At 67.2% G+C, this 11,730-nt stretch carries 13 protein-coding genes; 9 read left to right on the top strand and 4 right to left on the bottom strand.

Annotated elements, in window-relative coordinates:
• Positions 1–301: 301 nt before the first annotated feature.
• Together VMT65_RS34245 and VMT65_RS34240 are read left to right on the top strand one after the other, a co-directional pair.
• Positions 302–1,276, top strand: a complete 975-nt coding sequence (locus VMT65_RS34245) for an alpha/beta fold hydrolase (protein WP_326312818.1) — start codon at positions 302–304, stop codon at positions 1,274–1,276.
• Between the two features lie 182 nt (positions 1,277–1,458).
• Positions 1,459–1,746 (top strand): hypothetical protein, encoded by a 288-nt coding sequence (locus VMT65_RS34240; RefSeq protein WP_326312817.1) that lies wholly within the window; start codon positions 1,459–1,461, stop codon positions 1,744–1,746.
• Between the two features lie 95 nt (positions 1,747–1,841).
• Here the strand turns inward: VMT65_RS34240 and VMT65_RS34235 are convergent, their stop codons facing one another.
• Positions 1,842–3,140: an acetyl-CoA C-acyltransferase gene (locus VMT65_RS34235; RefSeq protein WP_326312816.1), complete on the bottom strand. Its 1,299-nt coding sequence runs from the start codon at positions 3,138–3,140 to the stop codon at positions 1,842–1,844.
• A 364-nt stretch (positions 3,141–3,504) separates the two neighbouring features.
• Between VMT65_RS34235 and VMT65_RS34230 the strand changes: the two genes are divergently transcribed.
• The 4 genes from VMT65_RS34230 to VMT65_RS34215 all read left to right on the top strand — a co-directional run bounded on the left by VMT65_RS34230 (position 3,505) and on the right by VMT65_RS34215 (position 7,406).
• A complete protein-coding gene (locus VMT65_RS34230; RefSeq protein ID WP_326312815.1) occupies positions 3,505–4,335 on the top strand; it encodes a hypothetical protein in 831 nt (276 codons plus the stop codon).
• A gap of 46 nt (positions 4,336–4,381) precedes the next feature.
• Positions 4,382–6,313 (top strand): fumarate reductase/succinate dehydrogenase flavoprotein subunit, encoded by a 1,932-nt coding sequence (locus VMT65_RS34225; protein ID WP_326312814.1) that lies wholly within the window; start codon positions 4,382–4,384, stop codon positions 6,311–6,313.
• Between the two features lie 2 nt (positions 6,314–6,315).
• Positions 6,316–7,062 (top strand): succinate dehydrogenase/fumarate reductase iron-sulfur subunit, encoded by a 747-nt coding sequence (locus VMT65_RS34220; RefSeq protein WP_326312813.1) that lies wholly within the window; start codon positions 6,316–6,318, stop codon positions 7,060–7,062.
• Between the two features lie 146 nt (positions 7,063–7,208).
• Positions 7,209–7,406 (top strand): hypothetical protein, encoded by a 198-nt coding sequence (locus VMT65_RS34215; RefSeq protein ID WP_326312812.1) that lies wholly within the window; start codon positions 7,209–7,211, stop codon positions 7,404–7,406.
• A 45-nt stretch (positions 7,407–7,451) separates the two neighbouring features.
• Here VMT65_RS34215 and VMT65_RS34210 read toward each other — a convergent pair whose 3' ends face one another.
• Complete coding sequence (locus VMT65_RS34210; RefSeq protein WP_326312811.1) at positions 7,452–7,655, bottom strand: DUF397 domain-containing protein; 204 nt, start codon at positions 7,653–7,655, stop codon at positions 7,452–7,454.
• Positions 7,652–8,539 (bottom strand): helix-turn-helix domain-containing protein, encoded by an 888-nt coding sequence (locus VMT65_RS34205; protein WP_442790354.1) that lies wholly within the window; start codon positions 8,537–8,539, stop codon positions 7,652–7,654. Before VMT65_RS34205 ends, VMT65_RS34210 begins: the two co-directional genes overlap by 4 nt.
• Before the next feature lie 276 nt (positions 8,540–8,815).
• Between VMT65_RS34205 and VMT65_RS34200 the strand changes: the two genes are divergently transcribed.
• The 3 genes from VMT65_RS34200 to VMT65_RS34190 all read left to right on the top strand — a co-directional run bounded on the left by VMT65_RS34200 (position 8,816) and on the right by VMT65_RS34190 (position 10,730).
• Positions 8,816–9,019, top strand: coding sequence for a hypothetical protein (locus tag VMT65_RS34200; protein WP_326312809.1), 204 nt, complete (start codon positions 8,816–8,818; stop codon positions 9,017–9,019).
• A 377-nt stretch (positions 9,020–9,396) separates the two neighbouring features.
• Positions 9,397–9,867, top strand: coding sequence for a GNAT family N-acetyltransferase (locus VMT65_RS34195; RefSeq protein WP_326312808.1), 471 nt, complete (start codon positions 9,397–9,399; stop codon positions 9,865–9,867).
• A 2-nt stretch (positions 9,868–9,869) separates the two neighbouring features.
• Positions 9,870–10,730 carry a hypothetical protein gene (locus tag VMT65_RS34190; RefSeq protein ID WP_326312807.1) on the top strand — a complete coding sequence of 287 codons (861 nt, stop codon included), beginning with the start codon at positions 9,870–9,872 and terminating at the stop codon, positions 10,728–10,730.
• A 16-nt stretch (positions 10,731–10,746) separates the two neighbouring features.
• Here VMT65_RS34190 and VMT65_RS34185 read toward each other — a convergent pair whose 3' ends face one another.
• Positions 10,747–11,724 (bottom strand): SCO2521 family protein, encoded by a 978-nt coding sequence (locus tag VMT65_RS34185; RefSeq protein ID WP_326312806.1) that lies wholly within the window; start codon positions 11,722–11,724, stop codon positions 10,747–10,749.
• Positions 11,725–11,730: the final 6 nt, after the last annotated feature.

Genomic DNA, 11,730 nt, shown 5'->3' with positions numbered 1-11,730 from the left:
TCCAGCTAGATAGAGGCAGATTCTTGTGACCATCGCGGTCATTCACCGCTGCACATCTATTTCTATAGATATCTAGTCAATCTACTAGAAATAGATAGATTCACCTGAGCTCGGCCGCGTGGACAGGGATCTCTACGCGGGTCTAGCAAGTTGCCGAGAGTCGAGTAGATCCGGCGAGAGGGTTGCATAGATCGGCGGCGACAGTTGGACAACTTGTGCATAACGCCTGGTGTGGGGGGTTAACGCGGGGGCTATCTCTATCGACAACCGGGCAAGAAGGCGCACTCTTCGGGAGGACGTCATGTCCACGATCGACACCCGCGCCGCCGATTTCGACGGCCGCCACATCACCGTCTGCGCCGATGACGGCGTGCCACTCGCGGTCCGCGAATTCGGGGCGGCCGATGCCCCGGTCACCGTCGTCTTTGTCCACGGGCACTGTCTGCGGGCCGAGTCGTGGGCGTTCATGCGCGGGCATCTGCTGCGGGCCTGGGGCGACGACACCCACATGGTGTTCTACGACCATCGCGGACACGGGGATTCGGGCGCGGCCGAACCGTCCACCTACACCATCGAACAGTTGGCGCGGGACCTGGACGCCGTGCTGCGGGCCGTGGTGCCGACCGGACCCGTTGTGCTGGTGGGACATTCGATGGGCGCCATGACGGTGCTGGCCTACGCGCGGCTGTACCCGGAGACCATCGGGACCCGGGTGGTCGGCATCGGGCTGCTCTCCAGCGCCGCCAGCGGGGTGACCCGGGTGGGGCTGGGGCGGCTGCTGAGCGCGCCCGCGGTGAGCTCGCTGCGGGTGGCGGTGCGTCGCGCACCGCGCGCCATGCAGGCCTCGAAACACCTGTCGCGCCGCATCTTCGAGCCCATCATGCGCGATGCCACCCTGGGCACCCGCAAGGTGAGCCCGCGCATGCTGGCGGTGGCGACCGCCATGCTCAACGACACCTCGCTGCTGACCATGGCCAGCTTCCTGGAATCGCTCATGCGCTTCGACGAGTCGGCCGGTCTGCACCGGCTGGGCATGATTCCGGTGCTGGTGCTGGCCGGTTCGGCCGACATCATGATTCCCTTCGCGCATTCGGTGGTGCTGGCCTCGCAGGTCGACGACGCCGAACTGGTGCGGCTGGACGGGGCCGGGCACAGCGTGATCCTCGAACGCGCCGAGGAGGTGGCCGCCGCGGTGGTGGCGCTCGTCGCGCGGGCCGTCGCCGCCATGCGGTCCGAGGACCCCGACTGCGGGCCGGAGTACGCCATTGCGGGGTAGCCGGGAGGCGCTCGGCAGGGGGACGATTCGAGCATCTGAAACGCGCTCCGGCCCAATTCTGGGCCGAATGACAGGCCTCTGACCTGTGAATATGTCTTCCGAACAAGACGGATCCCACATGATCACGTACTGTGTTGTAGATCACGATGTGTGGTCTGTCACACGGCTCGAGGAGGGTTTCGATGACACGCAGCGAAATTGCTGAACTCCGCTACGCGGTCGGCCAGCTCCGGCAGTGCGTCAGCGCATTGCGTTCCCACTACGGAGACGCGGGCACGGTACGCCGCCTGGAGAACGATCTGGAAAGGCTCGTCATCGACGCCGACGAGTTCGAGCAGGCCCCACCCCCGGAGACCCCGGCGGCCAAGCAGGAGATCATCTACGTCCCCGACGCCAAGCACGATGAGGCGGCGTGGATGGGCGCGCAGGACGAGGGTCTCGGCTTCCACAGCCGCCCCCGCACCAAGTAGGGACAACAACTCTCGTAGCACGGATTACGACCGCTCTGGTTCCAGCGGCAACGACGCCGCGACCAGCGCGCGTGATCCGGCAGTCTCCCTTGCCTTCAGTGCCGGTGGCGTCCCCGCCCCGGGCGGCTGCCCGCGCCCCGGAAGCGAGCGCCGAGTGGGGCCTGGGCGACCGGTTCCAGGTTGGGTGATTCGAACAGGGCGGCCACCGCGCCACCCGATCCCGTGGCGCTGACGGCCAGGCCGAGACCGCCGTCGCGGCGGGACAATTCGTGCAGCATGGTGGTGACCATGCGCAGGCCCGCGGCGCCGCCCGGATCGCCGAGCGCGATCGCGCCGCCGTGCACATTCACCAGATCCGGGTCGTAATCCGGCAGGCCCAGCGAGCGGGTGAGGGCCAGCACGTCGACCGCGGAGGTCTCCTCCACCTCCAGCAGCTCCAGATCTCCGAGTTGGAATCCACTGCGCCACAGCGCCTTCGAGACAGCGGGCGTGGTGGCCGGAATCGGCGCGTCGGCGGGCGCGGCGGCGGAGGCCCAATCCACCAGGTAGCCCAGGGGTTCCAGGCCCAGATCCACCAGCCGCTCCTCGGCCACCACCAGGCAGGCGCTCGCGGCGAGACCGCGCGTGCTGCTGTTGGCGGCGGTGGTGACGCCGTTCGGCAGGAAGGGGGCGAGGGCGGCGAAGGCGCGGGCGGACACGTCGTCGCGCAGGCCCTCGTCGCGGTCGACCAATTGCACGACCGCCGAATCCGGATCGTGGGGATCGGCGCACACCACCACGGGCGCGATCTCCGTGCCGAAGATGCCCTGCCGGTGCGCGCGGGCGGCGCGGCGGTGACTGGCCGCGGCGAAATCGTCGGCCGCGCCGCGGGTCAGACCGTGGTCGTAGGCGAGCCGTTCGGCGCGCAGCGAATCCGCCTGTCCGCGTTGCGGTTCGGTGGCCGCCCAGATCGCGATCTGCTCGTCGGTGGTCGGTTCGGTGTCGTCCACGCGGCGGGGCGGCACGCTGGGGCGCGGTGCGCTGGGCGGTTGCGCCGTGGCTTCGGCCGGGGCGCCCGCGTATTCGGCGCCGACCGCGAGGACCACGTCGGCCGCGCCGGTGTGCACCAGCATGGACGCGGTGATCAGGGCGCGCAGGCCGGCGCCGGGACCGTCGCCGATCGCGAAATCGCCGACCTCGGAAGGCAATCCGACCGCGGTCGCCGCGCCGAGCACCGCCTCGGCGTCGGGGGTGGCGGTGACGAGCTGGTCGACCCGTCGCGGGTCCAGACCGGACCGCCCGAGCACCGCCGATAACACCGTGGCTATCAGCCGATCCGGCGGCACCGCCGCGAGCGCTCCACCCGTGCGACCCAGTGGCGTACGCATCGGCATGACGATCGCCGCTCGTCTCATCACCGGCTCCCTTCAACCCTCATCGCCGGTTCCCCTGTCGGATTTGTCCAGCCCAGGGGACAGGCCACCACACGGTTGTTGCTGCTGTGTGACGGTGTGTAACCGCGAAAAGCCGGTTCGCCACACCCCGTGGTGTCCGAAATCCGAATCTTTCTGACACGCCGTGAAGTTCGCAAGATTGCCGTTTGTTCACTAAGCAAACGAATCGCTGGTCACCGCAGGAAATGTGGCGCAAATCACTGGGTCACGAAATAGCTGTTGCCGGCTCGAGTGATAGCGCCGCTGTCGTAGGGTGCTCACCATCACATTCGATGCCGGAGGTAACGATGACGTTCCACGGGGTAGAGCAGCGAGGCATCCAGCGTTGAGCGCCGCACCAGTCAAGGTTTCCGAATCGAGCACAACCGGGGTTTTCAGTCGTGGTCGCGCCGCCATCGCGGCACGCACGCTCCGCACCGATCAGTGGTGGTTGCCGCCGCTGATGACGGTGCTCGGGCTCGCGGCGTTCGTCATCTACGCGACCATCAGATCCTTTGTGCGCACCGCGTATTGGGTGTCGGACTTCCACTATCTGACACCGTTCTACTCGCCGTGCCTGAGCGCCTCGTGCGTCGAGGGCTCCAGCCATTTCGGCACGCCGATCGGCCACCTGCCCATGTGGATTCCGCTGGGCTTTCTGGTGCTGCCGTTCCTGCTGCTGTTCCGGCTCACCTGCTACTACTACCGCAAGGCCTACTACCGGTCGGTGTGGATGTCGCCGCCCGCCTGCGCGGTGGCCGAGCCGCACGCGAAATACACCGGGGAGACCCGCCTTCCGCTGATCATCCAGAACGCGCACCGCTACTTCTTCTACGTCGCGGTGATCATCTCGGTGATCAACACCTACGACGCGGTGATCTCCTTCCACGCGCCGGGCGGTTTCGGGATCGGCCTGGGCACGGTGATCATCACCGGAAACGCCTTGCTGCTGTGGGCATACACGCTCTCGTGCCACTCCTGCCGCCACATCGCGGGCGGGCGGCTCAAGCACTTCTCGCAGCATCCGGTGCGGTACCGGTTCTGGACGGTGGTGTCCAAGCTGAACACCCGTCATATGCAGCTGGCCTGGACCACGCTGGGCACGCTGGTCCTCACCGATTTCTACGTGATGCTCGTCGCGAGCGGGACGATCAGCGACCCGCGCCTCATCGGCTGAGCACCATAGCTTCCAATTCCTCTGTCTCCCAGGAGTATTCGGTTCCATGCCTGAAGTCGAGCGGCACAAGTACGACGTGGTCGTGATCGGTGCCGGTGGCGCCGGTCTGCGTGCGGTCATCGAGGCCCGTGAACACGGGTTGTCGGTGGCGGTGGTCTGCAAGTCCCTGTTCGGCAAGGCGCACACCGTCATGGCCGAGGGCGGCTGCGCGGCCGCCATGGGCAACGCCAACTCCAAGGACAGCTGGCAGGTCCATTTCAAGGACACCATGCGCGGTGGCAAGTTCCTCAACAACTGGCGCATGGCCGAGCTGCACGCCCAGGAGGCGCCCGACCGGGTCTGGGAGCTGGAAACCTATGGGGCGCTGTTCGATCGGACCAAGGACGGCCGCATCAGCCAGCGCAACTTCGGCGGCCACACCTACCCGCGGCTCGCGCACGTGGGCGACCGCACCGGGCTCGAGATCATCCGCACCATGCAGCAGAAGATCGTCTCGCTGCAGCAGGAGGACTTCGCGCAGACCGGTGACTACGAGGCGCGGATCAAGATCTTCGCCGAATGCACCATCACCGAACTGCTCAAGGACGGCGACCGGATCTCCGGGGCCTTCGGTTACTGGCGCGAGTCCGGGCGCTTCATCCTGTTCGAGACCCCCGCGGTGGTCATCGCCACCGGCGGTGTCGGCAAGTCCTACAAGGTGACCTCGAACTCCTGGGAGTACACCGGCGACGGGCACGCGCTCGCGCTGCGGGCCGGGGCGTCGCTGATCAATATGGAGTTCCTGCAGTTCCATCCGACCGGCATGGTCTGGCCGCCGTCGGTGAAGGGCATCCTGGTCACCGAGGGCGTGCGCGGCGACGGCGGAGTGCTCAAGAACTCCGAGGGCAAGCGGTTCATGTTCGATTACATTCCGCCGGTCTTCAAGGGGCAGTACGCCGAGACCATCGAGGAGGCGGATCAGTGGCTCGAGGACAACGACTCCGCCAGGCGCACACCGGATCTGCTGCCGCGTGACGAGGTGGCGCGGGCGATCAACGAAGAGGTGAAGGCGGGGCGCGGCACCGAGCACGGCGGCGTGTACCTCGACATCGCCTCGCGCCTGCCCGCCGATCAGATCGTCAAGCGGCTGCCGTCCATGCACCACCAGTTCAAAGAGCTTGCGGACGTGGACATTACGAAGGAGCCCATGGAGGTGGGTCCGACCTGCCACTACGTCATGGGCGGCATCGAGGTCGATCCGGACAGCCAGGCGGCCACGGTGCCCGGGCTGTTCGCGGCCGGTGAGTGCGCGGGTGGGCTGCACGGGTCCAACCGCCTGGGCGGCAACTCGCTGTCGGATCTGCTGGTGTTCGGGCGACGCGCGGGACTGGGCGCGGCCACCTATGTGGAGAATCTGGCGGCGCGGCCCAAGATCTCCGACACCGATCTGGCCGCGGCCGCGAAAGCCGCTGTGACACCGTTCGATCCGCCGAGCGAGGGCGGTCCGGGCGAGAACCCGTACACGCTGCACATGGACCTGCAGCAGACCATGAACGATCTGGTCGGCATCATTCGCAAGGAACACGAGCTGAAGCAGGCCATCGAGAAGCTCGCCGAGCTGCGCGACCGCTACGACCACGTCACCGTCGAAGGGCACCGGCAGTTCAACCCGGGCTGGCACCTGGCCCTGGATCTGCGCAATATGCTGCTGATCAGCGAATGCGTCGCCCAGGCCGCGCTGTTGCGCACCGAGAGCCGGGGCGGACACACCCGCGACGACCATCCGGGCATGGATCCGGCGTGGCGCAACAAGCTGCTGGTCTGCACCGTCGACCCGGACGAGGTCGGCTTCTCGGTGCCCGCCGTCACGGTCACCCCGCAGTCCCAGGTGCCCATGCGCGAGGATCTGCTCCGGCTGTTCGACCTGGCGGAGCTCGAAAAGTACTACACCTCCGCGGATCTCGCAGCGCTGCGAGACGACGCCGGAAAGGCGGAATAACCATGGGTTACGAGGCGAAGTTCAAGGTGTGGCGTGGCGACACCGAGGGCGGCGGCCTGCAGGACTTCACCGTGCTGGTGAACGAGGGCGAGGTGGTGCTCGACATCATCCACCGGCTGCAGGCCACCCAGGCGCCGGATCTGGCGGTGCGCTGGAACTGCAAGGCGGGCAAGTGCGGTTCGTGCTCGGCGGAGGTGAACGGGCGGCCGCGACTGCTGTGCATGACGCGCATGTCGACCTTCACCCAGGACGAGGTGGTGACGGTGACGCCCATGCGCACCTTCCCCGTGATCCGCGACCTGGTCACCGATGTGTCCTTCAACTACCAGAAGGCGCGCGAAGTCCCGTCTTTCACCCCGCCGGTGGATCTGAAACCGGGCGACTACCGCATGGCGCAGGCCGATGTGGAACGCTCGCAGGAATTCCGCAAGTGCATCGAATGCTTCCTGTGCCAGAACACCTGCCACGTGGTGCGCGATCACGAGGACAACAAGCAGGCATTCTCGGGCCCGCGCTACCTGATGCGCATCGCGGAACTCGAAATGCATCCCCTCGATGTGGCCGACCGCCGTGATCTGGCGCAGGAGGACGCGGGCCTGGGCCTGTGCAACATCACGAAGTGTTGTACGGAGGTTTGCCCGGAGCACATCAAGATCACCGATAATGCGTTGATTCCCATGAAAGAACGCGTGGTGGACCGCAAATACGACCCCGTCGTGTGGCTGGGCAACAAGCTGTTCCGGCGTTGAACCAACACCTCTGAGTCCTCGCCCCGTGCCCCCGCGCATCAGCGCGGGGGCACGGGATTTACAGAGTTGGTGATTGATCACGAAACGGTGGCCGTTCGACAACGAAACCATGTTTGCCCCGGCTAAGCATGGGTATCCAACTATTCGTGGACCGTGGACTGAGAAATGCTCGTCCCCGGTACCGGAAAATGGGTCCCGATGACTGGGTCGAACGGCTGATCGTGGGGATGCTCTTCGCGGTATCGGCGATGGGCGTATACGTACTTACCGGCGCATTGATGCCCGCACTGGCGATCGGCGTGCTCGTGGCCGCCGTCGCCCTCGGCGTCGTCGCAATCCTATGACGCGAGGGTTCACGGGTCGGGGCCCGTGAACCCTCGATCAGCGAATCACAAGTCGAAAACACCACTTTCGATACCCGCGGTGAACGAACGCCATTCCGCCGCGCCGAATACCAGCGCCGGGCCGGCGGGATTCTTGCTGTCGCGCACGCCGACCCGGCCCGCGGCCAGCCAGGCCACCTCGACGCATTCCTTACCGGCCCCGCTGCGACTGCTCTTGAACCAGCGGGCCCCGGAAAGTTCCACACTCATGCCGAATACTCCTTCGCCACCTGCCGCAGCAGGTTTCTGCTGTCCTGGACGTCCAGCGCGCAGCGTTCCAGCCCGGCCTGCGCCCGGCGGTACCGCTGAACGTCGCCCTGTCTTTCGAGATACAGATCGCCGGTGAACCCCTCCACATAGACCACCGGGGGCTCCACCGGCTGCCCCTTGCTGTCGGTTCCGAACTCCAGAATCACGAACGGGCCGGTCGAAAGTCCCAGGGGGACACCGGCTGCGAAGGGCAGGATGCGCAAGGCGACATTGGTCCGGGTGCTCAGTTCCGCCAAATGCCGCACCTGCGCCGCCATCACCCTTGCACCTCCCACCAGGCGGCGCAATACCGATTCGTGCAACACCATGGCAATGGTGGCGGGGCGCACCTGACGGGTGATCATGGCCTGGCGCTGCATGCGCAGTTGAACGCGCCGATCGACCTCCGCGGCGGTCTCCTCCGGATAGCCGAGGCGGTTCAGAGCCCTTGCGTACTCGGCGGTCTGGAGCAGACCGGGCACCAATTCCGATTGGTAGCACGACAACTGCTGCGCGGATGCCTCCAGGCCCACGTAGACGTCGAAGTTCTCCGGAATCAGATCGCCGTAGGAGTGCCACCAACTCTTCACCGCGGCCTGCTGTGCCAAACCCTTGAGGCCCTCGGCGATTTCGGCGGGGATGCCGTAGATCCGGCACAGCTCCTGGATGTCGATGGTCCGGATGCGATCGGCATTGCCCTTTTCCAAGCGTTGTAAGGTGCTCGCACCCCACTCCATCAGCTTGGCGGCTTCGGCGATGGTGAGGCCCGCCTGGATGCGCCAGTCGCGCAGATAACGGCCGAGTTGGCGGCGAGGCAGGGTGGATGACGCGGGACCTTCGGACACAACACGCTCCATTCGCGGTCGCGGGCATGGATCGGGGTTGGCGTGAATCGGGGCTGCTCAGCGGTGAGGGCCTCGTCCACTATGGAGAATCGTCCTCCCCCAGGTGGATTCGCTGCTGGGAATTCGCGCAATTTTGCGTTCTCCTTCTCGAAATTCGCCCGCCTGGCGTCTGCTCGTGGTGTGCTAGATGTGTGCCCGGAGCGCGTAGCTAGGCCCCTTTCCTTTCCTGAGTCTCCGGGCACTTCAGGAACTAGTGGGAACTGGAGTGGTCTGGACATGCAACTGACGTCCCTCAATATGCACATCGCCGGTCTGTCGCGCTGCCGCCGTGATCCGGGTGTGATGTCCGTCGAACAAGCCCATGCCGCAATGCAATTGCACCTCGATTGCACCGTGGCGACGTGCAAGGTGCGCAGGCGCGCCCGGGCCATCCTGGTCGAGGAGGGCCGGTGCGTGCTCGACGAGCGCGCATTGCCATGACCGCCCACCCCGCGCCGACCCGATACGACCGGTTGGTGCACCGCCTGCTGTGGCTGGCCCTGGACGTCCGCACCGCCCTGCGGCACCGCCTGGGAACCACACAGCAACGGACAATTCAGACTTCGCGGCCCGGGGTGTACCGGGGAAGGCCCCCGGCCGCGATAGACGCTGCCGCACAGCGCTTTCGAACGCCCCGCGCCTAACCTCCGGGAACGGTGGCGCAGTCCCCATCGCGTGCTGCAGCGCGGTTCGGCCCGCCCGCTCCACAGACGGCGGGCGGCCGAACCGCACCCAAGATCCGGTGCGACGCCTACCCTGGAATCCACCGCGCGTTCCGCCCGAACCCGCGGCGTGCCCAGGGGTGAAGGGGAACACCGTTGTTGGCCTTCGAACAGCCGTATGTGCCGGCGTGCCGGACCGCGTCGCTGGCGGATCTGGATGCCATCCATGCGCTCGAGGTGTCCGAGTTCGCGCACCTGGCGTATCCGTATTTCGTCCTGCGCCAACTCTTCGAGCTACACGGAGCAAACTGGACGGTTGCTGAAGAGGCGGGGGAGGTGTGCGGCTACGTCCTCACCGCCATCGGCGGCGCAGGCGCGGCATGGTTCCTCGGGTTTGCCGTGGCCGCCGACTGCCGGGGCCAGGGCTACGGCCGGGCGCTGCTGGAAGCCGCACTGGACCAATGCCGTCGGGCCCGCGCGGACCAGGTCTTCGTGACCGTGAAGCCCGCCAATCGCACGGCCTACCACCTCTACAAGGAGGTCGGCTTCGTCTGGGCGCACCACGAGGCGACCTACTTCGGGGCCGACGAGCCCCGAGATGTCCTGGTACACAAGATCTACCATTGATCATGCTCGAGAAAAGCGCGCCCTCTTCGCCATTCGTGGCGGACATGAGCATGCGCATCGAACGGCACGCGGCCACCTACGCCGAGGGCGTCACCGAGTTCCTCGAGCAGCCGCACCGCCTGCGCCGCCGCGCCACCGAACAGCCGCTGCTGGACCTGTTCACCCGGCACACCGAGGCGGTGGTGGCCACCTACGATCCGCCCGGAATCCGCAGGGCCGGTGACAGTCTCGTCTTCACCCATCTCTACGCACCGGTGCTGGAGCACACCGCCACCGCGTCCGCCGAGACCCTCCCGGTGGCGGTGCTCCTAGCCGCGCTGATCGCGGCGGAGGTCGAGTTCCGGGGTCCCTTGCGCCTGAGCCGCACCCAGAACCGGCTACTGGCCGAGGCGTACGAGCGCCTGGGTCCGCCGCTGGTCCAGGCCGGGCTGCCCGCGCACGCCGCGCTGGCCTACCGCCGCGCGGGCAGTCTGTACCGCATCGACGAGGACACCGACGCCGAGGACCGGTGCGGGCTGGCCCTGGCGCGGGCGCGGCGGCTGGCGCAGCCGGTGGGCTGGAAGCGCGTCGGCGGGCTGGTGCCGGACCTGATCTGCGGCTACGGGTATCGGCCCTTCCGAATGCTGTGGTTCGTGGCCTGCCAGCTGCTGGTGTTCGTGGTGGCCGTGCTGCTGCGGGCGGATCAGCCGCCCGCCGTCACGGTGTTCCAGGTGCTCATGAACTACCTGAATCCCCTGGGCGTCGGCGACACCGAGAATCTCCGGGTGGGCGGGCGCGCCATCTTCGTGATCGAGAGCTATCTGGGCGCGGTCACCATGTCGGTGTTCTTCGCCCTGCTGGTGCGCCGCTGGTTCCGACTCTGAGCCCAGCCACCACCGGCTACCACTGGATGGTGCTGATCTTGGAGCTGCGCAGGGCCTCCAGGGTCGCCACCGCCAGACGGTCGCGCAGCTGACCCACCTGGGCCGTCCACTGCCGGGTGAAGCCGGGATCGGATTCCAGCCGGGTCCACAGGTCGCGCAGCTTGGGCGGGGTGTGCGCGCCGGGCATCCACAGGTGCACCAGCTGTTCGAGCAGCGGGGCCAGCGCCGCGGTCGAATCCCGTTCGGGCATGGGGCGATCGGCCTCGGACAGGGCCGCGCCGAGCACCGACAGCAGCCAGTCGTGGACCGCCAGATCCTCGCAGAAGCGCTGCACGAAACCCAGCTCCCGGATCGACGGCACAATGATCTGCACCGACCGGGTGGTCTCGTCCTCCAGCCGGAAGGACAGGTGGGCGCGTTCGCGCACGCTGCCCCCGAGCGGCGGCGCGACCCGCGCGGCCCACCGCAATCGGGTCGCGCTGGACCGCACCGGCGGATCCTGGTCCAGCCGCCGATCGGTGCGCACCCGGGTGAGCAGACGGTCGCTGATCGAGCCCAGATCCAAGGTGGTGGCGCTGGAACCGCCGAGGAAGCCCTCGGTGAGATCCACTGCCGCCGGGGCGTCCTCGGTGATTCGGTGCCACACCTCCACCGTCCCGACCTGGGCCAGATAGTGCGACCACGGCCGCCGATTCTTGTCCGCGGCCCGCACCACCGTCGAGCACGCGGAACTCTGCGCCACCCGGCCGCCGACCAGCACGGCGTGCGCCGCCACCGTCCCGATGGCCCGCGTCTCCTTGGTCGACGCCAGCCGACAGTCCACACCGACCGCCGAACTCGGCGAAATCGCCAGTGCCAGTGGTCGTTCCCGCATCAGCACGCGCTGACCCGGCAGCAGCGACAACAGGGCCGACGCCTCGCGCGCCGCCAGCGCCCCCGAGTTCGGCAGCAGTGCCGTGCGTACCTCCCCCAACAGCACCAGCGGATCGCTCATGCCCGC

The sequence above is a fragment of the Nocardia sp. CDC153 genome (assembly GCF_035818515.1).
Taxonomy (GTDB): domain Bacteria; phylum Actinomycetota; class Actinomycetes; order Mycobacteriales; family Mycobacteriaceae; genus Nocardia.
This window is presented reverse-complemented; position numbering and strand designations above follow the sequence as displayed.

Coding starts and splice junctions, on each gene's coding strand:
- VMT65_RS34245 (WP_326312818.1), top strand. CDS start 302: ATGTCCACGATCGACACCCGCGCCGCCGATTTCGACGGCCGCCACATC.
- VMT65_RS34240 (WP_326312817.1), top strand. CDS start 1,459: ATGACACGCAGCGAAATTGCTGAACTCCGCTACGCGGTCGGCCAGCTC.
- VMT65_RS34235 (WP_326312816.1), bottom strand. CDS start 3,140: ATGAGACGAGCGGCGATCGTCATGCCGATGCGTACGCCACTGGGTCGC.
- VMT65_RS34225 (WP_326312814.1), top strand. CDS start 4,382: ATGCCTGAAGTCGAGCGGCACAAGTACGACGTGGTCGTGATCGGTGCC.
- VMT65_RS34220 (WP_326312813.1), top strand. CDS start 6,316: ATGGGTTACGAGGCGAAGTTCAAGGTGTGGCGTGGCGACACCGAGGGC.
- VMT65_RS34210 (WP_326312811.1), bottom strand. CDS start 7,655: ATGAGTGTGGAACTTTCCGGGGCCCGCTGGTTCAAGAGCAGTCGCAGC.
- VMT65_RS34200 (WP_326312809.1), top strand. CDS start 8,816: ATGCAACTGACGTCCCTCAATATGCACATCGCCGGTCTGTCGCGCTGC.
- VMT65_RS34190 (WP_326312807.1), top strand. CDS start 9,870: ATGCTCGAGAAAAGCGCGCCCTCTTCGCCATTCGTGGCGGACATGAGC.
- VMT65_RS34185 (WP_326312806.1), bottom strand. CDS start 11,724: ATGAGCGATCCGCTGGTGCTGTTGGGGGAGGTACGCACGGCACTGCTG.